We start from the raw sequence: 26,782 nt of genomic DNA, 5'->3' as shown, positions 1-26,782 counted from the left end.
GGGCTGTGGGGGCGGCGGGTGCCGGGGTGTCAGGGGAACGGGTGCGGATGGAGCGCGAGGTCGTGCGGGCGCAGCGGCCGGGGGGTGCGGCCCAGCCGATAGGGCACTTCCAGCAGCCGGGGCAGGCCTCGGGTGCGGTGGTTGACGTGTCCGAAGGTCATCGGCAGCGCGCCCGGGACGAGGACCTTCACACAGTGCAGACCCAGCCCGGCGCGCAGGCCCGGTTCGCTCTGGTCGACCGCGATCACCTCCAGACCGGCCCCGGACAGCCGCTCCACGGTCGTCCGGAGCAGGTCGGACAGGTCACCGACCGGGGCGGGCGCCCCCGGCCAGGCCTCCTCGACGGACACGCACGGCGTGTCGGCGAAGAGGAACTCCAGCCGGGGGCCCGCTTCGGGCAGGGCGTTGACGCCGACGTGGTCGTCCAGGGTCACCACCCGGTCGGGCTCGCGCAGCATCGGCCGCAGCCGCGCCGGATCGCGCGGGCCGCCCTCGGCGAGGGAACGCCCGGGCGCCTCCAGGACGTTGGTGACCACCTCGGCCACCGCCGACCGGATCGCCGCCCGCGGATCGTGGTGCGCGCCCGCCGCCAGGAACATCCGGGGCGCGTCCGGGTGGCGGCCCCGGTAGCGGCAGACGGCCACGACGGCCGGAACGCCGAAGTCGTTCGTCGCGTCGAGGAGGCTGAGCCGGTAGCCCGCCAGGGCCGCGCGGTCGGCGAGCAGGGCCGTGTCGAGGTCGTCCGGCGGGAGCGCGACGCGCCGCAGCGGAGTGGCCGCGTACCAGGCCATCAGGAACGCGTCGCGCTCCGCGACCTCGAACAGGCCGTAGAGGGCGGCCTCTTCGGGGCTGTTGCCGAGCCCGCAGCCGTTGGAGGACTCGTAGACCACGCGCGGGCGGGGGCCCGCCCCGGGGCCGTCGGGCGGTCGCGGCACGTCCCAGTACGCGATGTGTTCGGGGACGGCCGTGGCCCGCTGCCGGGTCAGCGACCAGGCGCGCACCCAGTCGAGTTCGAGGCCGGGCGCGTACGGGACGGTCTGGGAGGCCGGATGCCCGTGGTGGGCGGGGTCGGGCAGGCCGAACCGCTCGGGGTCCACCGCGCGGTCGGGTCCCAGGGCGGCGAAGGAGGCCCGCAGATCGGTGCGGCGGCCGGTGGGGCGCATCCCCGCGTACCGTTCTGCGCCCTCGAACAGGGCGACGCGCTCGCTGGTGGCGAAGTCGCGGGCCCGGCCGTACCCGCCGTCCTCGACGAGCCGGCCGTCGGTCACGAAGGCGGCGGTCAGCGAGAAGGGCGAGTCATCGGCGCGCAGCAGCCGGCGGACCGGGCCGAACCGTTCGTCGTACAGGGCCGCGCGCAACCGGTGCGCAGCGGTACGGGGGTTGGGGGCGCGCAGGACGTACGGGTCGGGGAGCGGGCGGGGCGCGGAGGGCAGCGGGGCCGGTTCGGCGGCGGAGTCGGCGGGCAGGGGGCGGCAGACGGCGCAGCCGCCGACGGGGCGGATGCGGTGGGCCGACCAGGTGGCGCGGCCCTGGTGGACGACGTGGACGAGGGCGGCATCGGCATCGGCGGGCGGGTTCTGCGGGGGCGCCTCGGCCAGGAGCTCCAGGGCCAGCGCGCCCGCCGACTCCGCCAGCGCCGGGGACGGTACGCCGGCCAGCGCGAGTTCCCGGCTCGCCCAGGGCACGCGGCCGCCGGCCGTGGCCAGCCGCTGGTACTCGGCGCAGCACAGGCAGGCCGCGGCTCCGGGCCGCAGCACCGGGCCGACCACCAGCAGCGCGCCGTCGCAGCGGACCGGGACCAGCGCGACGGGGTGGCGCAGCGCGTGCCGGCTCAGTTCCTCGGCGAGGGCCAGCGTCCAGCGCGTCAGCAGCACCACGGCCGGGCCGGCCGTGGCCGCCGTCGCCGAGGCGGCGTCCAGGAGCGGCACGTCCAGCTCGCCGAGCGGGGTCGCCGCGGTCACGGCGCGGCCTGCGGGGTGCGCAGGACGGTGAATCCGAACGCCCGCAGCAGGCGGCCGGGGTCGCCGGCCGGGCCGGGCTCCGGCTCCGGGGGCGCGGGGCGGGACGGTCCGGCCAGCCGGGCGAGCGCGTCCTGGAAGGCCTCCTCGCGGGCGGCCACCCCGGCCAGCCAGTGTCCCGTCCAGCCGGCGTCCTCCCAGGCGGCCGTCCGCGCGCCGGCGACGGCCAGTGCGGCGGCGGCGCCGCCCGAGGGAGGGGCCACGGGCGCGGCCGGTCCCGCGCCGGCGGCCGCCACCGAGGCCACAGCGGCCAGCCCCGCGTAGGCGGCGGCGTCCCCCGCCGTCGCCTCAACGGCCTCGCCGAGCACCCGGCCCCCCTCCCCCTCCACGACGGCCCGGTACGCCTCCGCGCCGGAAGCGGCCCGGACCACGGACAGGCGGGCCGGTACGCCGAGGCGGACCGTGAGGGTGGTCCACCAGTGCCGGGCCTGCGGATGCCCCGCCCAGTGCGCTCGGGGCACCGGCGGCCACCCGGCGCCCGCTCCGGCGCGCCGCGCGGCGGCGGCGCGCAGGGCCCGGCCCCGGGCGTGGGCGGGGTTCGCGCCGACGGTGAAGCGGTCCCCGCCCGGGGTCACCAGGCCCCGTTCGGCCGCCCGGCAGAACACCTCCAGGCGGGCCAGGTCCAGTCGCGGGGCGCCGCCGATCAGGTCCGTCCCCCCGGGCACCGCGCAGGAGGCCAGCGGGACCGGCAGCTGCGCCAGCTCCCCCGGCCCCGGATCGGGCAGCGCCCCGCACCGGTCGTCGCCGAGGGCGGCCACCCGGCGCAACGCCTCGCGCAGGGTGCCGGCGGGGGCCGGGGCGGCGCCGTGGTGGCCGGGTCCGAGCCAGGTGCGGTACTCGGCCCGCGCCGGGCGGCCCTGCGCGAGCAGCACCGCCGGCAGCCCGGGCACCAGCCGGTCGTCGTCCCCCTCCTGCGCCGGGTCGGGCAGCCCGGCCACCGCGCACAGCAGCCGCTGCACGGCGGCCCCCACGAGCAGCAGGCGGCTCCCCGGTCCCCCCGCCGAACCCGCCCCCGCCCCCGGCCCGTCCGGGGCGAGGGCGAGGGCGAGGGCGAGGCGGGCCTCCAGGGCCGGGGCGTCGGCGCGGACCCGGTCCGGGGCGGCGACCTGGGTGACGTACCCGGTGTTCCCGCACCAGCCGGCCGCGACGGCCAGGACCGGCCCGGCGCCGTGGGCGTGGAGGTGGATCCGGCCCTCGGGCAGGGCCGGACCGGCGGTGAACGTGACGGGCAGTCCGCCCCGTTCCAGGGCCCGCCCGGCGGCCCGGGCCAGGGGGGCGTCGACGGCCCGGGCGACCACCTCGGCCCGCGCCGCGCCCAGCGCCCGCGCCGCGCCGGCGGGGTCGGCGGCGCTCGCCGCGAGCCAGCGTCCGGCCGGTCCGGAGTCGGGCGCCGGAGCGGCGGGCCCGGTGACGAGCAGGTCGTGGGCCTCCAGTCGCGCGGTCAGGGTCTCCACGGCCGTGCGTACGGCGGAGCCCGGTTCCAGCCCGGCCAGCAGGGTTTCCACCGCTTCCCCGGCCCGCAGCCGGGGTTCCAGCGCGCGCCACAGCGCGGGCAGTGCGGCGCTGCCCTCCAGGGTGACGCTGCCGCGCCGGCCACGCAGGTGGAGCCCGGCGCGCAGCACGGTCGCGGCGGTACCGGGCCGCAGCCTGCGCACGGCCCCGCCGGCGTGCGCCGGCGGCCCGGACGCGGTCCCGGCAGCGGACGGCAGCGACCCGGACGCGGTGACCTCGGCGGCGGGCGGCAGCGGCCTCGGCTCGGGCGCGCTCATGCGCCGCGCTCCGCCACGGCGATGGCGGCGCCGACCTCGGTGCGCCAGTCGCAGCCGGTGAGGGCGGGTACGGCGCGGACGACGAGGTGGGCCGCCAGGTAGCGCTCCAGCGGGCGGACGTCGCAGAGGGCGAGGAGCCGGTACAGGGCGTTGGTGGCGACCCGGTGGATCAGGTAGTCCGGACGGCTCCACATGGCGCCCCGCGGGTCCGAGCGGGCCAGCAGCCGGTGGAACTCGCTGTAGCGGGTGCGGACTTCGTGGTTCCAGCGCTCGGCCGCCGCCGCGTCCCCGGTGGCGGCCGCCCGGGCCCGGTAGGCGAGCGGGTCGCCGCGCAGGTCCGCTCCGGCCTCGTGGCGGGCGCGCACCAGTGCCCAGGCACCGGCCGAGAAGTCCGCCCAGTCCCGCTCCCAGCCCTGCGCCCCGCCGTCGGCGACGCGTCCCACGAGGGCGGTCGCGGCGTCTTCGGCCCGCTCGGCGTGCTGCTCGAAACGGGTCCGGACGCGTCCGTCGACGTCGTCGTGGACGAGGAAGTCCTCCAGGTGGGAGACGTACGAGTAGTGGGCGCCGGCCAGGCCCCCGGGGTGGGCCCCGGCGTGTGCGGCGAGCGCCGCCACCGCCAGCCGGAGCCGTGCCGGGGCGCTGTCGCCGCCGTTCCCCCGTCCGGCGAGGAACGCGGCGCCGGCCCGCAGCGCGCCGAGCCCGGCCCGGAGCAGTTCCTCGCGCAGGGCGGCCCCGTCGTCGCCGAGGAGGGCGTGCACCGGGGTGCGGTCGACGGGCTCGACGCGGACGGTGTTGTCCGGCTCGATCGGGCCGTAGGGCGGCGGCACGAGTTCGGCGCGGCCCGCCTCGGCCGCCCGTTCCAGCAGCTCCGCCTCCGTCAGGCCGGAGCGCGAGGGGTGCGCGTGGAGCCACTCCCGGATCCGCTCGGCGGCCGCCCCGGCGGCGGCCTCGACCCGGGCGGGCCGGCCCTGGAGGCGCAGCCGCAGGTGGGGGCCGTGCAGCCAGTGCCGCTCGATGTGGGCGGCGAGCCCGTCGGCGGCGCAGGACGCGGCCAGCGGAAGCATCACCTCGTGCAGCAGCGGGGCCTTGACCGGGTGGTGGTGGTAGGCGACGACGTCGAGGGCGAGGACCCCGCCCCCTCCCTCCCCCACGCCCGCGCCCGCGCTCATCGCGTTTCTCCGGCCCGGTAGACCTCCAGGACCAGTTCGACCGCGCGGGCCGGGGCGGCCCGGCCGCCGGGCGCGGGCAGGGCCTCTTCGAGCACCGCGCCCTCGCCGTGCCGGGACAGCCATTTGGGCAGACAGCGCAGGTGCAGTGCGTTGCCGAGGTCCACGAAGTGCGGCTTGGGGCGGCTCAGCCGGCTCAGGAAGTCCTCGGCCGCGCGGCCGGTGGGCGCGGGGGCCGCCGGGTGCAGGAAGAGCTGTTCGGGCAGGTCGAGCAGGGCGCGCCAGCGGGCGGCGGCCTCGGCCGGGACGGGCGCGGCGGCGAGGTCGGCGCGCAGCTCCCGCAGTACGCCGGGCGGCAGTTGCCAGCGGCGCCGGCGCAGGACGACGTGCCGGTGGCGCAGCCGGGGGCTGTGGACGACCCGGCCGCCGGGCGCGGGCAGGGCGCGGGGGGTGAGGAGCGCCCGGAAGTCGACGACCCCGTGGGGGTGGTCGGACAGGTGGGCGCCGATGCGGCGGGGCAGCAGCACGGGGGCGAGGAAGCCCGGGTAGAGGACGTCGAGGAGTTCGCCGGTCTCCCGCAGCCGGAACCGGACCTGGTCGGTGGGTTCGTCGTGGACGAGTTCCAGGTCGCCCTCGGCGAGGGAGGTCCGGGCGCGGTCGGGGCCGATCTCGTCGGGGACCAGCAGGGGGTGGAGGTTGGCGTTGAACCCGCCGACGGGCCGGATCTGGGCGGCGCGGGCGCCGGGGCCCAGCCCGCGCCGGATCTGCCGGGTGGTCTCGGCGGCGGCGCGCGGGTCGAGGGCGTCGAGGAAGCGGCTGCCGAAGCGGCCCCAGCCTCCGTACACGTGGTTGAGGGCGAGCAGGCCCCGGTCCGGGTCGCGCTGGAGGAAGCAGGCGTAGCTGAGCGGGCGGGCGACGGCCCAGCGCGGCAGCCGCCCGCCGAGGGACCGGACGGGGCCGGGCGGCAGGACGACCTCGTCGGCGTCGGCGGGCGCCCCCGCGAGGGATTCCCGTACGTCGGCCAGGAAATCGGCGCGCAGTGAGGCGAGTTGCTCCGCCCCGGCGGGGAGGGCACCGCGGTCGGTGGCGTCCAGGTCCGCGAGCCGTCCCGCGGACTCCCAGGCCCGCTCGGCCTCGGCTCCGAACTCCCAGGGGTGGGGGCAGGTGCCGCCGGGTCCGTAGCGTGCGACGAACCGGTCGCGGACGACGCGGCGGAGCAGGTGGCCGAGGTCGAACAGTTCGGCCAGCGGGGTGACTTCGGCGAGGGCTTCGTGATCGGCGGGGTCCAGGAAGCCGTCGAGCGCCACCGGGTGCGGGGCGACGACGTCCTCGGAGAGCACCGACAAGGGGGCCGAGCCGGCCGGGACGGGCCGCCCGGCCCCGGCCAGTTCGGCCGCCCAGCGCTCGGCGAGGCCGGCCAGCAGGGCGGGGCGGTCCTCGGCGGGGGCGTCGGCGAAGGCGGCGGTGTCCCGGCCGAGCCCGGCGATCCGGTCGGCCCGCTCCGCATCCCCGGCGGCATCCCCGGCAGCGGCCTCCCCGCCCCCCGGGCCGGACGCGCGCAGCCAGGCGGCGATGCGCTCCAGCGGGTCCGGGTCCTGGGGCGGCACGGGCTCGGCGGGCACCAGCAGGCCCGCTGCGCGCAGGCGTTCGAGGAAGGCCGCCGCGGCGGCCCGGCGGTCGCCGCCCGTGGCACCCCGCAGGGCGGCGGCCAGCCGGTCGGTCAGCTCCGCCAGCGGGAGCGGGCTCGTGGCGCGTTCGGTGACCAGGCTCAGCGGGCCGCTGCCGGGCAGCTCCGCCTCGTCCTCGCGGGCCACGAGGTAGCGGCCCCCGGCGAAGGCGGTCCGGTCGCGCGAGTAGGCCGCCCGGCCGTCGGCGGTCCGGGCGGTGCTGGTGATGCGGTGCGGGAGGGCGGCCCGGCGGTGCGGGGCATCCAGCAGGGCGAGGGTGAGGGCGGTGGTCAGGGTGCGGTTGACCCGTACGACCGCGTGCGGGGGGCCGCCGAAGGGGTCGGCCGCGCCCCAGGAGGGCACCGGGCGGGCCGACGAGGAGGTCAGGGGGCCCCAGCCGACGGCGGTGAACCAGGACAGGGGGCTGGTCTTGGTACTGGCCCGCAGGGCGTGCCGCAGTACGCCGGCCTCCTCCTTGCGGGCCCGCCGGTCGGCGGCGCCGGTGCCGGCCCGCAGTACGGCCCGCAGGAGATCGGCGCTGGTCAGCGCGACGGCCTTGGCCAGCGCGGGCTCGCGGCACAGGCCGGCCAGGGCCTCGCGCTCGGCGGCCAGGGCGGGTGCGGCGGCGGCGTCGAGTTCGGCGAGGAGGGCGGCGCGGGCGGCGCGCAGGGCGGTCCAGTCGGCGAGCGGGGGCACCCGGGCCGGCAGGTCGCCGAGCCGGGCCAGCAGGGCGGGACGCGGCTCGCGCCCGTTGTGCAGGGCGCGGCGCAGCGGGAGGACGACGTCCCGGTGGAAGGCGGCCGGGTGGCCGTCCAGGCTGTCGTGCAGGGCGTCGCAGAGGGGGCCGGTGGTGCGCCGCAGCTCGGTCTCGACCCGGTGCAGGCGGCCGAGCAGGGCGCGGAAGCGCTCGGCTTCGGGGCGCTGGGCGGGGTGGGCGAGCAGGGTGGCGCGGACCAGCGCGTACGGGGCCGACCGCACCCGGTAGCCCCGGCCGTCGCCGCCGGCGTCGGCGTCCGCGTCGGTCCGCGGCCCGGGCCGGGGCGCCGGGCGCGGCGTCGGCCGCTGTGGTGAGCGCGGCGCTGGCTGTGGCATGGGCTCCCCCGTTCCGGTCGGTGGGTCGGTGGTGGCCCACGGCCTTCCGCCGCACGCGCGGTGCGGCGGGAGGTCGTGGGCGGTGGGCTAGGCGGTCGGGTGGTCGGTGGTGGGCTGGGCGCAGGAGGAGGAGCCCTGGCAGGAACACGAACCCCAGGACGCTCCCCCTTCGGGCAGCGCCGCGGTGTCGCGCATCGAGGTGACGGTGAGGTCGCCGAGGTCGAGCTCCAGGTCCTGGAGGTCGAAGGCGTCGGCGGGTGCGGTGTCGGACATGGGTGTCTCCCGGAAGTGGAAGCGATAGCCGAATGTGCACGAAAGGAAAGGGACGGCCGCGGGCGGCTGTTTTTCCACCGATATCCCGGCCCGCCTTTCCGTGGGAAGTATGACAAGCCGAAGAGGGCGTCGGCAAGCCTCGGAAACATATGCGGACCACCTCCGGAAAACCCCTCACCCACAGGCTCCAAACGCAGATTTACGCAGGTCAAGAGCGAGCGAAAGTCCGCCACCCGGGATTTTCCAGCTACCCCGTACCCCATTCAACGAAATGAAGTCAGGGCCCGGTCAGCAACAAGTCAGTGATACGTCAGAAATCCAGCGCCCAACCGTGCGGAACCGACACCCGGAGCAAAATAAAAAGAGAATGCGGAGCCAATTTCCGCCCTCGGCGCCCCGGCGCCCCCAGCTCCGCCCCAGCCCCCGCCGCACGCGCGAGACGCCCGGGGCCGGAGGGTCGCGGTGCGGCCGAGCGGCCCTCACCGCGGGCGCTTTCGAGTGACACCGCCGCACGGGTTCGGGCGCGGCGGCCCCGGCTTCCCCGACCATCTCAGGCGGCCGGTCATGTTCCGGTCACGAGTTGCCGATCAGGCCGGGCACCCCACCGACGGGCGCCGGGCCGCCGCTGGGAGACCCCGTGTACGTCCTGCTCGTCGCGAGCGCCTTCAACAGCCTCACTCAGCGCGTCCACGCCGAACTGCGCGACCACGGTCACCGGGTGGCGGTGGAACTCGCCCTGCCCGGCAGCGATCTGGCCGCCGCGGTACGGCGGCACGACGCCGATCTGATCATCGCGCCGATGCTGACGACGGCGCTCCCCGAGGAGGTGTGGGCCTCCCGCACCTGTCTGATCGTCCACCCCGGTCCGGTCGGCGACCGGGGCCCCTCCTCCCTCGACCGGGCCGTGCAGGAGCAGGTGGCCCGCTGGGGGGTGACGGTGCTCCAGGCCGGGGCGGAGATGGACGCCGGTGACGTGTGGGCCAGCGTCGAGTGCCCGGTGCCGCCGGTCGCCAAGAGCGACCTGTACCGGGGGGAGATCGCCGACGCGGCGCTGCGGGCCGTCCTGCTCGCCGTCGAACGCTTCGCGTCCGGCGCCCACACCCCCCTCCCCCAGGACCCGGCCACCGCCCGTACCCGCCCCTACCTGCGCCAGGACGCCCGCCGCATCGACTGGGAGAACGACTCCACCGACCGCGTCCTGCGCACGCTGCGCGCGGCCGATTCCCGGCCCGGCGTCCTGGACGAACTGCTGGGCGGGGAGTGGTACCTGCACGGCGGCCACCCGGAGCCCCGGCTGCGGGGCCGTCCCGGCGCGCTGCTGGCGACCCGGGCGGGCGCGGTCTGCCGGGCCACGGCCGACGGCGCCGTGTGGATCCCGGAGCTGCGGGCCCGCCGGGTCCCGGGGCGGCCGGCCCCGGTGAAACTGCCCGCCACCCTCGCGCTCGGCGATCTGCTGCCCCCGCTGCGGGAGCACCCCGCCCCGCCGCCGCACGCGGACGCCCGGGGCCGTACCTGGGCCGACATCCGCTACCGGGAGGAGGGGCCGGCCGGGTTCCTGTCCTTCTCCTTCCCCGGCGGGGCCATGAGCACGGCGCAGTGCCGCCGGCTGCTGGACGCGTACCGGGCCGCCTGCGCCCGGCCCACCTCGGTGCTCGTCCTCGGCGGGGGCCGCGACTTCTTCTCCAACGGGATCCACCTGGGCGTCATCGAGGCGGCCGCCGACCCGGCGCGGGAGTCCTGGGACAACATCAACGCCATGGACGACCTGGTCGAGGCGGTCCTGACGACCACCGACCGGCTGGTCGTCGCCGCGCTCGGCGGGAACGCCGCCGCGGGCGGGGCGATGCTGGCGCTGGCCGCCGACGAGGTCTGGTGCCGTACGGGCGTGGTGCTGAACCCGCACTACCGGCTGATGGGCCTGTCCGGGTCCGAGTACTGGACGTACACGCTGCCGCGCCGCGTCGGGGCGGCCGCCGCGGCGCGGCTGACCGAGGAGGCGCTGCCGCTGAGCGCCGCCGCCGCGCAGCGGGCCGGGCTGGTGGACCGGACCGTCGACTGCGCGCCGCAGGCCTTCGCGGGCGAGAGCGCGCGACTGGCGGCGCACCTGGCGGCGCTGCCCGCCGCCCAGTCCCGGATCGCCGCGAAGAAGGGGCTGCGGGAGCGCGACGAGGCCGTCCGGCCGCTGGCCTCGTACCGGGAGGCGGAGCTGGCCCTGATGCACCGCACCTTCTTCTACCCCGGGGCGCCGTACCACGCCCTGCGCCGCGCCTTCGTGCGCAAGGAGGCACCGGCGGCGACCCCGCCCCACCTCGCCCGAGCCCACCCCGGGCGGCCGGCCGCGGCCGTCACTCCACTGGCCGCACATGACGCGGCGCCCGGGCCGGGGGGCTGTTAGCAAGAAAGGTGTGGCCGGGGCAGACCGGTCCGCCGCGCAACCCGCCCCGCACACCTCCCCGCCCCTCCCGAAGGAGGCATCCGCATGGATGCAGCACCGACCGCCCCGGCAGAGGACCCCCCGATCCACATTCTCTGGATCAACGCGGGGCTGAGCTGCGACGGCGATTCCGTCTCCCTCACGGCAGCGATGCAGCCCAGCATCGAGGAGATCGTCATGGGTGTCCTGCCCGGACTCCCCAAGATCGCCGTGCACTGGCCGCTGATCGACTTCGAGTGCGGTCCCGTCGGGGGCGCGGACACGTTCATCGAGTGGTTCTTCAAGGGCGAGCGGGGCGAGATCGATCCGTTCGTGCTCGTGGTCGAGGGATCGATCCCCAACGAGAAGATCAAGCCCGAGGGCTACTGGTGCGGGTTCGGCGACGACCCGCAGACGGGTCAGCCCATCACCACCAGCGAGTGGATCGACCGGCTGGCCCCCAAGGCGCTCGCCGTGGTGGCCATCGGCACGTGCGCCACGTACGGCGGCATCCACGCGATGGAGGGCAATCCGACGGGCGCCATGGGCGTCCCCGACTACCTCGGCTGGGACTGGAAGTCGAAGGCCGGGATCCCGATCGTGTGCGTACCGGGCTGTCCGATCCAGCCCGACAACTTCTCCGAGACCCTCACCTACCTCCTGTACCAGGCGGCGGGCTCGGCTCCGATGATCCCGCTGGACGACAAGCTGCGGCCCACGTGGCTGTTCGGCGCCACCGTCCACGAGGGCTGCGACCGGGCCGGCTACTACGAGCAGGGCCAGTTCGCGCACACCTACGACTCGCCCAAGTGCCTGGTGAAGCTGGGCTGCTGGGGACCCGTCGTCAAGTGCAACGTGCCCAAGCGCGGCTGGATGAACGGGATCGGCGGCTGCCCGAACGTCGGCGGCATCTGCATCGCCTGCACGATGCCCGGCTTCCCCGACAAGTTCATGCCGTTCATGGACGAGCCCCCCGGCGCCAAGGTCTCCAGCAAGGCGAGCGGCGCGTACGGCGCGGTGGTGCGCAAGCTGCGCGCGATCACGGCGCACACCGTCGACCAGGAGCCGAAGTGGCGCCAGAGCGGACGCAAGCTGACGACGGGCTACCGCCCGCCCTGGTGAGCGCCGCACTCCCCCGCACCGAACGCACCCACCCCCGCACCGAAGAAGGGTCACGGCAGACACGATGACACCGAAGACGAAGGCGGCCGGCGACGGCAGCGGCCTGGTCGAGATGGCCTGGGATCCGATCACCCGGATCGTGGGCAGCCTCGGCATCCACACGAAGATCGACTTCAAGCAGAAGCGGGTCGCGGAGTGCTACAGCACCTCGTCGGTCTTCCGCGGCTACAGCGTCTTCATGCGCGGCAAGGACCCCCGCGACGCGCACTTCATCACCAGCCGGATCTGCGGGATCTGCGGTGACAACCACGCCACCTGTTCCGTGTACGCGCAGAACATGGCCTACGGGGTGAAGCCGCCCCACCTCGCCGAGTGGATCATCAACCTCGGCGAGTCGGCGGAGTACATGTTCGACCACAACATCTTCCAGGAGAACCTGGTCGGGGTCGACTACTGCGAGAAGATGGTCCGCGAGACCAACCCGGGCGTCCTGGAGAAGGCCGAGCGCACCCCGGCCCCGCACGCCGGCGAGCACGGCTTCAAGACCATCGCCGACATCATGCGCTCCCTCAACCCCATCGAGGGCGAGTTCTACCGCGAGGCCCTCCAGGTCAGCCGGTACACCCGCGAGATGTTCTGTCTGATGGAGGGGCGCCACGTGCACCCCTCCACCCTCTACCCGGGCGGCGTGGGCACCATCGCCTCCGTCCAGCTCTTCACGGACTACATGAGCCGCCTGATGCGGTACTGCGAGTTCATGAAGCGCGTCGTCCCGCTCCACGACGACCTCTTCGACTTCTTCTACGAGGCCCTGCCCGGGTACGAGGAGGTCGGCCGCCGGCGCGTGCTGCTGGGCTGCTGGGGCGCGCTCAACGACCCCGAGCACTGCGACTTCACGTACGCCAACATGACCGACTGGGGACGGAAGATGTTCGTCACCCCGGGCGTGGTGGTGGACGGCAAGCTGGTCACCAACGACCTCACCGAGATCAACCTCGGCATCCGCATCCTGCTGGGCAGCTCGTACTACGACGACTGGGAGGGCCGCGAGCAGTTCGTCACGCACGACCCGCTCGGCAACCCGGTCGATCCGCGCCACCCGTGGAACCAGCACACCATCCCCGCCCCGCAGAAGCGCAACTTCGACGACAAGTACAGCTGGGTGATGTCCCCGCGCTGGTTCGACGGCAAGGACCACCTCGCCCTCGACACCGGCGGCGGCCCCATCGCGCGCCTGTGGTCGACCGCCCTGTCCGGGCTGGTGCAGACCGACTACGTCCAGGCCACCGGCCACAGCGTGGTCATCACCCTGCCGCGCACGATGACCAAGCCCGAGACCCGCTTCGAGTGGAAGATCCCGAAGTGGAGCAACGCGCTGGAGCGCAACCGCGCCCGCACGTACTTCCAGGCGTACGCGGCCGCCATCGCGCTGCACTGCGCCGAGAAGGGCCTCGCCGAGGTCCGCGCCGGACGCACCCAGACCTGGGAGAAGTTCGAGGTCCCGGACGAGGGCCTGGGCGTCGGCTTCACCGAGGCGGTGCGCGGGGTGCTCTCGCACCACATGGTGATCCGCGACGGCAAGATCGCCAACTACCACCCGTACCCGCCGACCCCGTGGAACGCCAGCACGCGCGACACCTTCGGCACGCCCGGCCCGTACGAGGACGCGGTGCAGAACACCCCGATCTTCGAGGAGAACTCCCCGGAGAACTTCAAGGGCATCGACATCATGCGCGCGGTGCGCAGCTTCGACCCGTGCCTGCCCTGCGGGGTCCACATGTACGTGGGCGGCGGCAAGACGGTCAAGACCATGCACGTCCCCACCGGGCTGAGCGGACTGGGCGGATGAGCGCCGCCCCGGACGCCCGGCAGGCGGGCGCACGTGTGGAGGAGGTCCTGGACGGGCTCGCCGCGGGCGGGGACCGGGCGGCGTGCGCGGCGGCCGAGGAACTGGTGCGCGTGCTCATGGACTTCTACGGGGCCGGGCTCGCCCGGATCGTGGAAGGGGTCGGCGCGCAGGCGCTGGCCCCGGTGCTGGACGACGAGCTGGTGGCCGGTCTGCTCTCGCTGCACGACCTGCACCCGGAGGACGTCGACATCCGGATCGGGCGTGCGCTCGGCGCGGCCGGGGACCCGGTGGAGCTGATCGGCTTCGACCGGGCCACCGGGGTGCTGCGGGTGCGCCCCCGGGCGGCGGCGGCCTCGGGCTGCGGCTGCGGGAGCGGCTCCGCGGACGAGGCCACCAAGAGCCTGGAGGAGGCCCTGGCCTGCTTCGCGCCCGAGGTGACGGCGGTGGAGGCGGAGCCCGCGCCGGCCCCGCAGCCGCCCCTGCTCCAGATCGGTACCCGGCCGCACGCCCCGGTACGGGTGCCGTGACGGCGCCCGGTGTCCTGGCGGGCGGCCCGCGCGGCCTGCGCCGGTTCGCGGGCCCGCGCCCGCCCCGCCCCGAGAGCTGCGAGCTGTGCGGGACGGTGGTGGCCGAGGACGGCCACCGCCACCTGGTGGAGACCGAGAAGCGGACGCTGGTCTGCGCCTGCACCGGCTGCGCCCTGCTGTTCGACCGGCCCGGCACCGTGACGGGCCGGTTCCGCGCCGTCCCGGACCGCTACCTGGCCGACCCCGGCCACCGGCTCGACGACGGGGCCTGGGAGCTGCTCCAGATCCCGGTCGGCGTGGCGTTCTTCTTCCGCAACGCCGCGCTCGACCGGCTGGTCGCCCTCTACCCGAGCCCGGCCGGTGCCACCGAGAGCGAACTCGACCCGCAGGTGTGGCAGCGCGTGCTCGGCACGGGCCGGCTCTCCGCGCTGCTGGAACCCGACGTCGAGGCGCTGCTGCTGCGCCGCTCGGAGGGCCGCACCAGCTGCCACCTCGTACCGATCGACATCTGCTACGAGCTGGTGGGGCGGATGCGGCTGCTGTGGCAGGGGTTTGACGGCGGTGCCGAGGCCAGGGCCGCGCTGGACGCGTTCTTCGAGCGGGTCGAGCGGCGCTCCCGTGCCCTGGCCGGGGAACCGGCGTCATGACCGGCGCCACGGACCTGGCCTTCGCCTGCACCGGGGTGCGCGCCGACCCGTACGCCGCCGGACCCACCCTCGTCTTCCGGCTGCGGATCAGCGCCGGGGCGGGGGTGCGGGTGCACGCGCTCGCGCTGCGCTGCCAGCTGCGGATCGAGCCGGCCCGGCGCAGCTACGCGGACGGCGAGGCGGCGGCGCTGGCCGACCTGTTCGGGGAGCGGTCCCGCTGGGGCAGCACCCTGCTGCCCGTGCAGTTCGCGCAGGTGGCGCTGATGGTGCCGAGCTTCACCGGGGAGACCGAGACCGATCTGGTCGTGCCCTGCACCTACGACATGGACATCGCGGCCACCCGCTACTTCAGCGCCCTGACGGAGGGTGAGGCCCCGCTGCTGATGCTGTTCTCGGGGACCGCCTTCACCGGCGACGGCGGCTTCCGGGTCGAGCCGGTGCCCTGGGACCGCGAGGCCTCGTACCGGATGCCGGCGACGGTGTGGCGGGAGATGGTCGAACAGCACTTCCCGGGCTGCGGCTGGCTGCGGCTGCCGCGCGACCTCATGGCGGAGCTGCTCGCCTTCCGCTCCCGCCACGCGCTCGCCTCCTGGGAGGCGACGGTCCGCGCGCTCCTGGACGGCGCCGACGGTGCGGCCGACGGCTCCGGCGGCCCCGCCGCGGCCGCCCCGCCGCCCCCGCTGCGGCTGGGAGCCGTACTGCCGCGCGTGACCGAGAGGACGGCCCCGTGACCGCCGCCACCGAATGCGGCTCCCGCTTCGACACCGCCCGGCAGGTGGCCGACGCCGTCCTCTTCGAGGGGTACGTGCTCTACCCGTACCGGGCGTCGGCGGCCAAGAACCGGCTGCGCTGGCAGTTCGGCGTCCTCGTGCCGCCCGCCTGGGCGCCCGCGCACGGCGAGCACTCCTTCCAGCGCACCGAGATCCTCATGGAGCCCAGGGGCGAGGCCACGCTCTTCCTGGAGCTGCGCTTCCTGCACGGCCGGCGGCGCACCGTGCAGCGGCTGCGCGCGGACGGCGGCTTCGAGGACGTCGCCGAACTGCGCCTGCCCGACCGGATCCTGGTCCCCTGGGACGAGGGCACCGAGGAGCGGGTCGAACTGGCCGTCCCCGTGGCCTCGCTGACCGGGGACGGGGTCGTGCTGCCCTTCTCCCGGCCGGCCGGGGAGGAGAGCGAACCGGTGCGTGACGCCGAGGGGGCGGTCATCGGCCGGCTCGTGCGGCGCACGGCCGAGGCCGAGGGCGTCCTGCGGGTGTCGGCCACCGCGCTGGAGGGCCCCTACCGGGTGCTGCGGCTCACCGCGGTCGTGGAGAACACCAGCCCCTGGACCCCCGGGGACCCGGACGCCGCGCGGGAGGCGGCGCTGCCCCGCTCGCTGGTCGGCGCGCACCTCCTGCTGGGGGTCAGCGCCGGCTCGTTCCTGTCGATGACCGATCCGCCCGAGTGGGCCAGGGGCGCGGTCGCCGCCTGCGAGAACCGGCACACCTGGCCGGTGCTGGCGGGCGGCCCCGGCCGCGCCGACGTGGTCCTGTCGTCCCCGATCATCCTGGAGGACCATCCGGCCATCGCGCCGGAGAGCGCCGGGGCGATGTACGACGCCCTGGAGATCGACGAGATCCTCGCGCTGCGCACCGCGACGCTCACCGAGGAGGAGAAGCGCGAGGCGCGGGGCACCGACGCCCGCGCGGCCGCCGTGATCGAGCTCGCCGAGTCGATGCCGCCCGAGGTGCTGGAGCGGCTCCACGGGGCGGTGCGCGGCCTGCGGGAGATCACCGGCCCGGACGCCTTCGACGGGCCGCCCGAGCTGAGCGAACTCCCCTCCGAGGAGGCCGTGTTCCGGCCCGAGACCCCCTGGTGGGACCCGGCCGGCGCGGACCCGGCGGGGCCGCCCCCGGACCGGATCACGGTCGACGGGGTCCCGGTGGGCGTGGGCAGCCGGGTGCTGCTGCGGCCCGGGCTGCGCCGCACCGACGCCCAGGACCTGTTCCTCCAGGGGTGCTCCGCGCAGGTCGAGGCCGTCCTGCACGACGTCGACGGCGGGGTGCACCTCGCCGTCACCGTGGAGGGCGACCCGGGCGCCGACATCCGCCGCGAGCAGGGCCGGTTCCTGTACTTCCAGCCCGACGAGGTCACCCCGCTGGAGGACGCGTGAACGGCCCGGTGCTGGTCGCCGGGATCGGCAACGTCTTCCTCGGCGACGACGGCTTCGGCGTGGAGGCGGTCCGCGCCCTGTCCGCCCACCCGCTGCCCGAGCGGGTCGAGGTGGTGGACTTCGGCGTGCGCGGGGTGCACCTCGCCTACCAGCTCCTCGACGGCTACGACACCCTCGTCCTCGTCGACGCCACCGCCCGCGGCGGCGCCCCCGGGACGCTGTACCTGATCGAGGACGCGCAGCCGGGTTCCGCCGCCGGGCCGGTCTCGCCCGGGGCCGCCGTCCTGGACGGCCACCACATGTCCCCCGACACGGTCCTGGCCCTGCTGGGCACCCTGTGCGCGGGGACCGGCTCCACCCCGCCCCGGCGCACGCTCGTCCTCGGCTGCGAACCCGCCTGCGTCGAGGAGGGCATCGGGCTCAGCGCCCCGGTGGCCGCCGCGGTGCCGGAGGCCGTACGGATGCTGCTGGACCTGCTCCGCCCGCAGGACCCGTACGGGTCCGGGGACGAGGACCGGGACGCCGTCCCGCTGGGCTCCGTCCGCGCCGGAGCCGACCAACCGACCCCGCGCGAACCGAGGAGAACCCCATGAAGAAGGCCGTCATCGCCGCGACCGGTGTGGTCCTGGTCGCCGTACTCGCCCAGGTCCTCCCCGACATCAGGCGCTACCTGCGCATCCGCTCCATGTGACCACCGAGGCGCCCCCACGCCCGAATGGCGTACGGGGCGCCTCGCGCGTCGGCGTGCCCGCCCGCCCCGCCCCCGTCCGGCCGGTGTAATGAGCCCCGGCAGGACGGAGTCCGATGCACGAGATGTCGATCGCCATGGCCGTCGTGGGCCAGGTGGAAGAGGCGGCCCGGGCGGGCGCGGCGCACGCCGTGAGCCGGGTGGAGCTCCAGGTCGGAGAGCTGGCCGGGGTGGTACCGGACGCCCTCGCCTTCTGTTTCGAACTGGCCTGCGCCGGAACGGTCCTGGAGGGGGCCGAGCTCGTGACGCGGCCCGTGACGGCCCGTGCGCGCTGCGGCGCCTGTACGGGCGAGTGGCCGGTGGGCATGCCGCCGGACCTGTGCTGCCCCGCCTGCGGCCGGGCCACGGAGGTGGAGCTGCTCTCGGGGCGCGAACTGTGCGTCCTCCGCGTGACCTGGGAGGACGGGGCCGCCCCGGCCGGGGCGGCCTGCCGCGAACCGATCTCCGAGGAGGCCTGAACCATGTGCCGAGTGGTCGACCTGCAACAGGCGGTGCTCGCCAAGAACGACGGGGCCGCGCGTGCCCTGCGCACCGCGCTCGCCGCCCGGGGGACGGCGGTCGTGAATCTGCTGTCCAGCCCGGGCAGCGGAAAAACGGCGCTGCTGGAGCGGGAGTTGACGCTGGCGCGGGAGCGGGGCGTGCCGGTCGCCGCCCTGACCGCCGACCTGGCCACCGAGAACGACGCGCTGCGGCTCGCCCGTTCGGGGGTGCCGGTCAAGCAGGTGCTCACGGACGGCTTGTGCCACCTGGAGGCGCCGATGCTGGGGCGCCATCTGGAGGGGTGGCTGCCCGAGGACACCCGGCTGCTGTTCGTGGAGAACGTCGGCAACCTGGTCTGCCCGGCCTCGTACGACCTCGGGGAGTCGCTGCGCGTGGTCCTCGCCTCGGTGACCGAGGGCGAGGACAAGCCCCTGAAGTATCCGACGGCCTTCGGGCTGGCCCAGCTCGTGCTGGTCACCAAGACCGACATCGCCGAGGCCGTGGAGTTCGACGAGGCGGCCTTCCGCGCGAACGTCCAGCGGGTCAACCCCGGTGTGGAGGTGCTGCTCACCTCGGTCCGCGCGGACCGGGGGACGGGCCTGCTGCTGGAGCGGGCGCTGGCGGTCGGCGCGGGCGCGGCGGCGCACGCTCCGGTGATGGCGCGGCAGCAGGGCGCCGCCGGCCACCACGGGGCCGGCCACGACCACGACCATGACCACGAGCACGCGCCCGACCACGACCACGGCACGGGGCACACGCACCCGCACGGCCAGGGCCACACCCACGGGCACGGGCACGGGCACGGGCACGCGGCGACCGGTCCGGCCGTCGCGCAGACCCGCTGATGGAGGCCCCGGAGCGCCGCCGGGTCACCGTGCGGGGCGTGGTGCAGGGCGTCGGTTTCCGGCCGTACGTGTACACCCGGGCCACCGGCCTCGGTCTCGCCGGGCACGTCACCAACACCCCGGACGGGGTCGTCGCCGAGGTGGAGGGCGCCCCCGCCGCCGTATCGGAGTTCTGCGAGCGGCTCGCGGCGGACGCTCCCCCGCTGGCCGTGGTGGACGCCGTCGACCACCAGCGGGTGGCGCCCGTCGGCGGCGCCGGGTTCACCATCATCGCGTCGCGGACCGGCGGCCCCGGCCGGACCCTGGTCTCCCCCGACGTCGCCACCTGCGCCGACTGCCTCGCCGAGCTCTCGGACCCGGCCGACCGCCGCCACCGCCACCCCTTCATCACCTGCACGCACTGCGGGCCCCGCTTCACCATCGTCACCGGGCTGCCCTACGACCGGGCCCACACCACGATGGCCCGTTTCCCGATGTGTCCCGACTGCGCCCGCGAGTACGCCGACCCGGCCGACCGCCGCTTCCACGCCCAGCCCGTCGCCTGCCCGGCCTGCGGGCCCCGGCTGCGGCTGCTCGCCGGGCGGCCGCCGCGCGAGGTGGCCTGCGCCGATCCGGTCGCCGAGGCCCGTGCGCTGCTGGCCGCCGGCGCGGTCCTCGCGGTCAAGGGGCTCGGCGGCTACCACCTGGCCTGCGACGCCGGCCGTCCCGAGGCGGTCGCGGAGCTGCGCCGCCGCAAGGACCGCGGGGCCAAGCCGTTCGCGCTGATGGCCCGCGGGCTCGCCGACGTCGAGGAGCTCGCCCGCGTGGGCGCCGAGGAGCGGCAGCTGCTCACCGGCGGGGTGCGGCCCATCGTGCTGCTGCGCCGCCGCCCGGACGGCGATCCGCTGCCCGGGGTCGCCCCCGGCAGCCCCGACCTCGGCGTGATGCTCCCGTACACCCCCGTCCACCACCTGCTGCTCGGCCGGGAAGGCGATCCGCAGGGCCCCCGGCTGCTGGTGATGACCAGCGGAAACCTCTCGGGCGAGCCCATCGTCACCGACGACGCCGAAGCCCTGGAACGCCTCGCCGGGCTCGCGGACGCCTGGCTGACGCACGACCGGCCGATCCACGTGCCCTGCGACGACTCCGTCGTCCGGGTCTGCGACGGGGACACGCTGGTGCTGCGCCGCTCGCGCGGGTACGCGCCGCTGCCGCTCGCCCTGCCGCTGCCCGTCCCGCCCTCCCTCGCCGTGGGCGGCGACCTCAAGAACGCCTTCTGCCTCGGCGAGGGCCGCCGCGCCTGGCTGTCGGCGCACGTCGGCGACATGGACGACCTGGCCACCCGGTACGCCTTCGAACGGGGTGAGGAGCAGCTGGAGTCCATCACGGGCGTCGCCCCCGCCCGGCTCGCCGCCGACCGGCATCCCGGCTACCGCTCCGGGCGCTGGGCCCGCGAGCACGCCGGCGGGCGCCCGCTGGTCCTCGTACAGCACCATCACGCGCACATCGCGTCCGCGCTCGCCGAGCACGGGCTCGACGGCACCCGCCGGGTCATCGGCGTCGCCTTCGACGGCACCGGATACGGGGACGACGGCGCCGTGTGGGGCGGGGAAGTGCTGCTCGCCGACTACTCCGGCTACGCGCGCTTCGCCCACCTGGCCTACGTACCGCTCCCAGGCGGCGACGCGGCCGTGCGGCGGCCGTACCGCATGGCCCTGGCGCACCTGTGGGCCGCGGGCCTGGAGTGGGCGCCGGACCTGCCGTGCACGCAGGCCTGTCCGCCCGGGGAACTCCGGATCCTGCGCACCCAGTTGGAGCGGGGACTGAACTGCGTGCCCACCTCCAGCATGGGCCGGCTCTTCGACGCCGTGTCCGCGCTGGCGGGCGTCTGCGGGCACGCCGGGTACGAGGCGCAGGCCGCCATCGAGCTGGAGGGCGCCGCGGCCGGGGCGGCCGGCGCCGGCCGCGACGCCGCGGCCGGCTACGCGTTCGCCCTGCGCGTGCCCCCGGCGGGCGTCGCGGGCCCGGTCACGGCCGACCCGGCGCCGGTGCTGGCCGCGGTGGTGGCCGACGTACGGGCCGGTACCGGGCGGCCGGTGATCGCCGCCCGCTTCCACGCGGCCGTCGCGGACCTCGTCGTCACGCTGTGCGGACTCGCCCGCGACCGGCACGGCCTCGACACGGTCGCCCTGACCGGCGGGGTCTTCGCCAACACCCTGCTCTCCTCCGCCTGCGCACGGCTGCTGCGCGCGCGGGGGTTCACCGTCCTGCGGCACCGCGCGGTCCCGCCGGGCGACGGCGGGCTGGCGCTCGGCCAGCTCATGGTGGCGGCGGCCGCACCCGTCACGGAACACCCACAGCGAGGAGAAGCCCATGTGCCTGGCGGTACCCGGCAGAGTGCTTGAGATCGGGGAGAAGGACGGCACCCGGATGGCCACCGTCGACTTCGGCGGCGTCCAGAAGGAGGTGTGCCTGGAGTACCTGCCGGACCTCCAGGTCGGCGAGTACGCCATCGTCCACGTGGGCTTCGCGCTCCAGCGCCTGGACGAGGAGTCGGCCCGGCAGACCCTCGAACTCTTCGCGCAGCTCGGCATGCTCCAGGAGGAGTTCGGCGACCCCTGGGAGCAGGCGGCGCAGGCCGCCGGCGGCGAATGGCCCTTCGCCGACGCCCCGGCGGCGCCCCCCACCCCGCACCCGGCCGGCGTCCGGCAGGAGGAGGTACCCCGGTGAAGTACATCGAAGAGTTCCAGGACCCGGAGCTGGCCGGGCGGCTGCTGGACGACATCCGCGCCACGGTGACCCGGCCCTGGGCGCTGATGGAGGTCTGCGGCGGGCAGACGCACACGATCATCCGGCACGGCATCGACCAGCTGCTGCCGGACCTGGTGGAGCTGATCCACGGACCCGGCTGTCCGGTGTGCGTGACGCCGCTGGAGGTCATCGACAAGGCGCTGGAGATCGCCTCCCGGCCCGGGGTGATCTTCTGCTCGTTCGGCGACATGCTCCGCGTCCCGGGGACGGGCCGCGACCTGTTCCGGGTCCGCAGCGAGGGGGGCGACGTACGCGTCGTCTACTCCCCGCTCGACGCGCTGCGGATCGCGCGGCAGAACCCGGAGCGGGAGGTGGTCTTCTTCGGCATCGGGTTCGAGACCACCGCCCCGCCCAACGCCATGACGGTGTACCAGGCCAGGAAGCTCGGCATCCGCAACTTCAGCCTGCTGGTCTCGCACGTACGGGTGCCCCCCGCGATCGAGGCGATCATGCGGTCGCCGAGCTGCCGGGTGCAGGCCTTTCTGGCCGCCGGGCACGTGTGCAGCGTGATGGGGACGGCCGAGTACCCGGACCTGGCGGAGCGCCACCGGGTGCCGATCGTCGTCACCGGCTTCGAGCCGCTGGACATCCTCGAAGGGGTGCGCCGGGCCGTGCGGCAGCTGGAGCGCGGGGAGCACACCGTCGACAACGCCTACGCGCGGGCCGTCCGCCCGGAGGGCAACCCGGCGGCCCTGGCGATGCTGGAGGACGTCTTCGAGGTCACCGACCGGGCCTGGCGCGGCATCGGGGTCATCCCGGACAGCGGGTGGCGGCTGTCGCCGCGCTACCGGGAGTTCGACGCCGAGCACCGCTTCTCGGTCACCGGCATCACGACCGTGGAGCCCGCCGCGTGCCGTAGCGGGGAGGTGCTCCAGGGGCTGCTGAAGCCGCACGAGTGCGAGGCCTTCGGCGGGCTGTGCACGCCCCGCAATCCGCTCGGCGCCACGATGGTGTCCAGCGAGGGCGCGTGCGCGGCGTACTACCTCTACCGGCGCCTGGACCTCCCGGGGGCCGCCGCGCCCGACACCGTACCGACCACCGCCGCGCTGGAGGCGAGCCCCGTTGCCTGAGACCGCTCCGTCCGTCCCGTCCGCCGCATCCGCTCCGACCGCTGCGTCCGCTGCGTCCGCTGCGTCCGCTCCGACCGCTTCCGTGCTGGACGTCACCGGCTGGACCTGTCCGGCCCCGCTGCGCGACCACCCCAGGGTCGTGATGGGCCACGGCGGGGGCGGCGCGCTCTCCGCCGAGCTGGTCCAGCACCTGTTCGCCCCGGCCTACGGCGGCGAGGCGCTGGCCCGGCTCGGGGACTCGGCCGCGCTCACCCTGGGCGGGGTGCGGCTGGCCTTCTCCACCGACTCCTACGTCGTGCGCCCGCTGTTCTTCCCCGGCGGGAGCATCGGGGACCTGGCGGTCAACGGCACCGTCAACGACCTGGCCATGAGCGGGGCCCGGGCGGCCTACCTCTCCTGCGGGTTCATCCTGGAGGAGGGCGTCGAGATGTCCGTGGTGGCGCGGGTCGCGCAGGCGCTGGGCGCCGCCGCGCGGGCCGCCGGCGTGGAGGTCGTGACCGGGGACACCAAGGTCGTCGAGGCCGGTCACGGGGACGGGATCTACGTCAACACGGCGGGGATCGGGCTGATCCCGGACGGGGTGGACCTGCGCCCGCAGCGGGTGGTCCCCGGGGACGTGGTGATCGTCAGCGGTGAGATCGGCCTCCACGGGGTGGCCATCATGAGCGTGCGCGAGGGCCTGGAGTTCGGCGTCGACGTCGAGAGCGACTGCGCGGCCCTGGGCGGGCTGGTGCAGAGCATGCTCGCGGTCACCCCGGGCCTGCACGTCCTGCGCGACCCCACCCGGGGCGGGCTGGCGGCCTCCCTCAACGAGATCGCGGCGGCCTCCGGCACCGGGGTCGTCCTCCACGAGGGCAGCGTCCCGGTCCCCGAGGCCGTCGCGAACGCCTGCGCGATCCTCGGCCTCGATCCGCTCTACGTGGCCAACGAGGGCAAGCTGGTCGCCTTCGTACCCCGCGAGCACGCCGACGCCGTCCTCGACGCGATGCGCGCCCATCCGCTGGGCCGCCGCGCGGCGGTGATCGGCGAGGCCGTCGCCGCGCACCCGGGGATGGTCGTGGCGCGGACCGGTCTCGGCGGCACCCGGGTGGTCGACCTGCCGCTCGGGGAACAGCTCCCGCGGATCTGCTGAGGGCCGCCCCGAGGGCCCGCCGACCTGTCCACGGCGGCGGGCCCGGGGCCCGCGTTTCGACACGGCGGCAGGCCCCGCGGACGCCCGGCTCCCGCATGATCGGTTGACCCGCCCCGGCCCCGGGGGGTCCGGGTCCCCCGAGCACTGGAGCCGTCCGATGTCCGACATCACCGTCCGCGCCGCCCGCCCCGGCGACTTCGGCCAGTGGCGCGCCCTCTACCGCGGCTACGCCGACTTCTACCGGGTGGAGCAGACGGAGGAGGCCGCCGCCACGGTGTGGGGGTGGATCCACGACCCCGGCCACGAGGTGGGCGCGCTCGTCGCCGAGGACGGCGCGGGCCGTTTGCTGGGGCTGGCTCACTACCGCCCCTTCGCCCGGCCGCTGTCCGCGACGGTCGGCGGCTTCCTGGACGACCTGTTCGTAACCCCGGAGCACCGCGGGTCGGGCGCCGCCGACCTGCTGCTCGGCGCGCTGCGCGAGCTGGCGCGGGAGCGCGGCTGGAGCGTGGTGCGCTGGATCACCGCCGACGACAACCACCGGGCCCGCGCGAAGTACGACCAGGTGGCCTCCCGCACCCTGTGGGTCACCTACGACATGCCCCCGGCCGCGGGAGCCGCCGGAGCCGCCGGGCGCTGAACCGGCCGCGGGGGCGGGCCCGTTGCCGGCGGCCGCGGCATGGCGGCGAATCCGACGGTGCATCAGGTCATCCGTCCCGGACCCTTGACTCCGTTCGCGCCACTCGGGATTCTCGACGCACCGTTTGTGCGGGGCATGACAATTCATGCCCGGATTCGTGCGCGCCCCTCCGCCGACCGAAGACGCGAGTGATGACCTTGAACCCTCACCCCCGCCCGCCACGCCCGCCGCGCCCGCGCCGCCGGCCCCTCGCACTCCTGTCGCTGCTCCTCGCCGCCGCGCTGGCCATGGTGCTGGGACCCGTCCCCAGCTCCTCGGCCGACGCCGGCTGGTGGACCCCGACCGCGCGTCCCCAGCCCGACTCCGACATCAACGTCACGGGCGAGCCCTTCAAGGGCGCCGACGCCCAGGGCCGGGTCCGCGGCTTCGTCGACGCGCACGACCACATCATGTCCAACGAGGGCTTCGGCGGACGGCTGATCTGCGGCAAGCCCTTCTCCGAAGCGGGCGTCGCCGACGCGCTCAAGGACTGCCCCGAGCACTACCCCGACGGCAGCCTGGCCGTCTTCGACATGATCACCAAGGGCGGGGACGGCAAGCACGACCCCGTCGGCTGGCCCACCTTCAAGGACTGGCCCGCCCACGACTCGCTGACCCACCAGCAGAACTACTACGCCTGGATCGAGCGGGCCTGGCGCGGCGGTGAGCGCGTCCTCGTCAACGACCTCGTCACCAACGGGGTGATCTGCTCGGTCTACTTCTTCAAGGACCGCGGCTGCGACGAGATGTCCGCCATCCGCCTGGAGGCGCAGAAGACCTACGACATGCAGGCCTACATCGACAAGATGTACGGCGGCCCGGGCAAGGGCTGGTTCCGCATCGTCACCGACTCCGCCCAGGCCCGCGAGGTGGTCAAGCAGGGCAAGCTGGCCGTCGTCCTCGGCGTGGAGACCTCCGAGCCCTTCGGCTGCAAGCAGATCCTGGACGTCGCCCAGTGCAGCAGGGCGGACGTCGACCGGGGTCTGGACGAGCTGTACAAGCTGGGCGTGCGCAGCATGTTCCTGTGCCACAAGTTCGACAACGCCCTGTGCGGGGTCCGCTTCGACGAGGGCACCCTGGGCACCGCCATCAACGTCGGCCAGTTCCTGTCCACCGGGACCTTCTGGCAGACGGAGAAGTGCACCGGCCCGCAGCACGACAACCCCATCGGCCTCGCACCGGCCCCCCAGGCGCAGAAGGAGCTCCCCGCGGGGGTGTCGGTGCCCTCCTACGCCGCCGACGCGCAGTGCAACGCGCGCGGGCTCACCGATCTCGGCGCCTACGCGGTGCGCGGGATGATGAAGCGCAACATGATGCTGGAGGTCGACCACATGGGGGTCAAGGCCGCCGGCCAGGCCTTCGACATCCTGGAGTCCGAGTCCTACCCCGGCGTGATCTCCTCGCACAGCTGGATGGACCTGGGCTGGACCGAGCGGCTCTACAAGCTCGGCGGATTCGCCGCCCAGTACATGAACGGCTCCGAGGGCTTCACCGCCGAGGCCGCCCGCACCAAGGCCCTGCGCGACAAGTACGGCGTGGGCTACGGCTACGGCACGGACATGAACGGCGTCGGCGGCTGGCCCGGCCCGCGCGGGGCGAACACCCCCAACCCGGTGCGCTACCCCTTCCGCACCGCCGACGGCGGCTCCGTCGTCGACCGGCAGACCACCGGCTCGCGGACCTGGGACCTCAACACCGACGGCGCCGCGCACGTCGGCATGGTCCCCGACTGGATCGAGGACATCCGGCAGGTCGGCGGCCAGGGCGTGGTCGACGACCTGATGCGGGGCGCCGAGTCCTACCTGCACACCTGGGGCGCCACGGAGAGCCACCGGGCCGGGGTCAACCTCGCCTCCGGCGCCGCCGCCTCGGCCAGCTCCACCGAGTGGTGGAACCCCTTCGTCGACTACGCGCCGGGCAAGGCGGTCGACGGGGACACCGCGACCCGCTGGGCCAGCGAGTGGAGCGACGACCAGTGGGTGCAGGTCGACCTCGGATCGGCGCACACGGTGCGGCGCGTGACCCTCGACTGGGAGGCCGCGTACGGGAAGGCGTACCGGGTCGAGGTCTCCACCGACGGCAGTGACTGGCAGACGGTCTCCTCCACCACCACCGGCGACGGCGGGGTGGACACCGTCCGGTTCGCCGGCGCCCCGGCCCGCTACGTACGCGTCCACGGCGTGCAGCGCGGCAGCCAGTGGGGCTACTCGCTGCGCGAGCTGGGCGTCTACGGCGGCTGACGCCCGGCGGGGGGGGGGGGGGGGGCGGCCGGCCCCCCGCGCCGGCCCCCCCCCCCCCCCCCCCCCCCCCCCCCCCCCCCCCCCCCCCGCCCCCCCCCCCCCCCTT

The 26,782-nt window shown here is 75.7% G+C and carries 22 protein-coding genes; 17 read left to right on the top strand and 5 right to left on the bottom strand.

The window, feature by feature from the left end:
• Positions 1-29: 29 nt before the first annotated feature.
• From ACFYYT_RS00710 to ACFYYT_RS00690, 5 genes are all read right to left on the bottom strand, one after another.
• Positions 30-1,961: a TOMM precursor leader peptide-binding protein gene (locus tag ACFYYT_RS00710; protein ID WP_388606707.1), complete on the bottom strand. Its 1,932-nt coding sequence runs from the start codon at positions 1,959-1,961 to the stop codon at positions 30-32.
• Complete coding sequence (locus ACFYYT_RS00705) at positions 1,958-3,787, bottom strand: hypothetical protein (RefSeq protein ID WP_351827747.1); 1,830 nt, start codon at positions 3,785-3,787, stop codon at positions 1,958-1,960. Before ACFYYT_RS00705 ends, ACFYYT_RS00710 begins: the two co-directional genes overlap by 4 nt.
• Complete coding sequence (locus ACFYYT_RS00700; RefSeq protein WP_351827750.1) at positions 3,784-4,956, bottom strand: lantibiotic dehydratase C-terminal domain-containing protein; 1,173 nt, start codon at positions 4,954-4,956, stop codon at positions 3,784-3,786. The genes ACFYYT_RS00705 and ACFYYT_RS00700 overlap by 4 nt, the downstream gene beginning before the upstream one ends.
• Positions 4,953-7,712, bottom strand: a complete 2,760-nt coding sequence (locus tag ACFYYT_RS00695; RefSeq protein WP_351827753.1) for a lantibiotic dehydratase — start codon at positions 7,710-7,712, stop codon at positions 4,953-4,955. Before ACFYYT_RS00695 ends, ACFYYT_RS00700 begins: the two co-directional genes overlap by 4 nt.
• Before the next feature lie 87 nt (positions 7,713-7,799).
• Positions 7,800-7,985, bottom strand: a complete 186-nt coding sequence (locus tag ACFYYT_RS00690) for a thiazolylpeptide-type bacteriocin (protein WP_351827755.1) — start codon at positions 7,983-7,985, stop codon at positions 7,800-7,802.
• Between the two features lie 637 nt (positions 7,986-8,622).
• On the opposite strand from ACFYYT_RS00690, the gene ACFYYT_RS00685 reads away from it, so the two are divergent.
• From ACFYYT_RS00685 to ACFYYT_RS00605, 17 genes are all read left to right on the top strand, one after another.
• On the top strand, positions 8,623-10,380 hold the full coding sequence (locus ACFYYT_RS00685) for a hydrogenase maturation protein (RefSeq protein ID WP_351827757.1): 1,758 nt from the start codon (positions 8,623-8,625) through the stop codon (positions 10,378-10,380).
• 84 nt (positions 10,381-10,464) lie between these two features.
• A complete protein-coding gene (locus ACFYYT_RS00680; RefSeq protein ID WP_351827759.1) occupies positions 10,465-11,520 on the top strand; it encodes a hydrogenase expression protein HypE in 1,056 nt (351 codons plus the stop codon).
• Positions 11,521-11,584: 64 nt separating this feature from the next.
• Positions 11,585-13,369: a nickel-dependent hydrogenase large subunit gene (locus ACFYYT_RS00675; protein ID WP_280915524.1), complete on the top strand. Its 1,785-nt coding sequence runs from the start codon at positions 11,585-11,587 to the stop codon at positions 13,367-13,369.
• Complete coding sequence (locus tag ACFYYT_RS00670) at positions 13,366-13,896, top strand: hypothetical protein (RefSeq protein WP_351827762.1); 531 nt, start codon at positions 13,366-13,368, stop codon at positions 13,894-13,896. The genes ACFYYT_RS00675 and ACFYYT_RS00670 overlap by 4 nt, the downstream gene beginning before the upstream one ends.
• Complete coding sequence (locus ACFYYT_RS00665) at positions 13,893-14,543, top strand: DUF5947 family protein (protein WP_351827765.1); 651 nt, start codon at positions 13,893-13,895, stop codon at positions 14,541-14,543. Before ACFYYT_RS00670 ends, ACFYYT_RS00665 begins: the two co-directional genes overlap by 4 nt.
• Positions 14,540-15,274 carry a DUF6084 family protein gene (locus tag ACFYYT_RS00660; protein ID WP_351827767.1) on the top strand — a complete coding sequence of 245 codons (735 nt, stop codon included), beginning with the start codon at positions 14,540-14,542 and terminating at the stop codon, positions 15,272-15,274. The genes ACFYYT_RS00665 and ACFYYT_RS00660 overlap by 4 nt, the downstream gene beginning before the upstream one ends.
• Entirely contained in the window at positions 15,271-16,695 is a 1,425-nt protein-coding gene (locus ACFYYT_RS00655; RefSeq protein WP_351827770.1) for a hypothetical protein, read from the top strand. Before ACFYYT_RS00660 ends, ACFYYT_RS00655 begins: the two co-directional genes overlap by 4 nt.
• Complete coding sequence (locus ACFYYT_RS00650) at positions 16,692-17,288, top strand: hydrogenase maturation protease (protein ID WP_351827773.1); 597 nt, start codon at positions 16,692-16,694, stop codon at positions 17,286-17,288. The genes ACFYYT_RS00655 and ACFYYT_RS00650 overlap by 4 nt, the downstream gene beginning before the upstream one ends.
• The gene (locus tag ACFYYT_RS00645) at positions 17,285-17,386 is read left to right on the top strand and encodes a DUF6893 family small protein (protein ID WP_388606702.1); all 102 of its coding nucleotides are present in this window, start codon (positions 17,285-17,287) and stop codon (positions 17,384-17,386) included. The genes ACFYYT_RS00650 and ACFYYT_RS00645 overlap by 4 nt, the downstream gene beginning before the upstream one ends.
• Positions 17,387-17,499: 113 nt before the next feature.
• Positions 17,500-17,901, top strand: coding sequence for a hydrogenase maturation nickel metallochaperone HypA (locus ACFYYT_RS00640; RefSeq protein ID WP_351827776.1), 402 nt, complete (start codon positions 17,500-17,502; stop codon positions 17,899-17,901).
• 3 nt (positions 17,902-17,904) lie between these two features.
• A complete protein-coding gene (gene hypB, locus ACFYYT_RS00635; RefSeq protein WP_351827779.1) occupies positions 17,905-18,768 on the top strand; it encodes a hydrogenase nickel incorporation protein HypB in 864 nt (287 codons plus the stop codon).
• A complete protein-coding gene (hypF, locus tag ACFYYT_RS00630) occupies positions 18,768-21,152 on the top strand; it encodes a carbamoyltransferase HypF (protein WP_388606700.1) in 2,385 nt (794 codons plus the stop codon). Before hypB ends, hypF begins: the two co-directional genes overlap by 1 nt.
• Complete coding sequence (locus tag ACFYYT_RS00625) at positions 21,121-21,477, top strand: HypC/HybG/HupF family hydrogenase formation chaperone (protein WP_351826023.1); 357 nt, start codon at positions 21,121-21,123, stop codon at positions 21,475-21,477. Before hypF ends, ACFYYT_RS00625 begins: the two co-directional genes overlap by 32 nt.
• Entirely contained in the window at positions 21,474-22,628 is a 1,155-nt protein-coding gene (gene hypD, locus ACFYYT_RS00620; RefSeq protein ID WP_351826022.1) for a hydrogenase formation protein HypD, read from the top strand. Before ACFYYT_RS00625 ends, hypD begins: the two co-directional genes overlap by 4 nt.
• 142 nt (positions 22,629-22,770) lie before the next feature.
• Complete coding sequence (gene hypE / locus ACFYYT_RS00615; protein WP_388606881.1) at positions 22,771-23,760, top strand: hydrogenase expression/formation protein HypE; 990 nt, start codon at positions 22,771-22,773, stop codon at positions 23,758-23,760.
• A gap of 157 nt (positions 23,761-23,917) precedes the next feature.
• Positions 23,918-24,397: a GNAT family N-acetyltransferase gene (locus tag ACFYYT_RS00610; protein ID WP_351826020.1), complete on the top strand. Its 480-nt coding sequence runs from the start codon at positions 23,918-23,920 to the stop codon at positions 24,395-24,397.
• A 287-nt stretch (positions 24,398-24,684) separates the two neighbouring features.
• Positions 24,685-26,676 (top strand): discoidin domain-containing protein, encoded by a 1,992-nt coding sequence (locus ACFYYT_RS00605; RefSeq protein ID WP_351826027.1) that lies wholly within the window; start codon positions 24,685-24,687, stop codon positions 26,674-26,676.
• Positions 26,677-26,782: the final 106 nt, after the last annotated feature.

Origin of the sequence: Streptomyces sp. NPDC002032, from assembly GCF_042890765.1 — a bacterium.
In the GTDB taxonomy this organism is placed as follows: Bacteria; Actinomycetota; Actinomycetes; order Streptomycetales; family Streptomycetaceae; genus Streptomyces.
The sequence above is the reverse complement of the archived record's forward strand: the minus strand, read 5'-3'. Positions and strand labels throughout refer to the sequence as shown.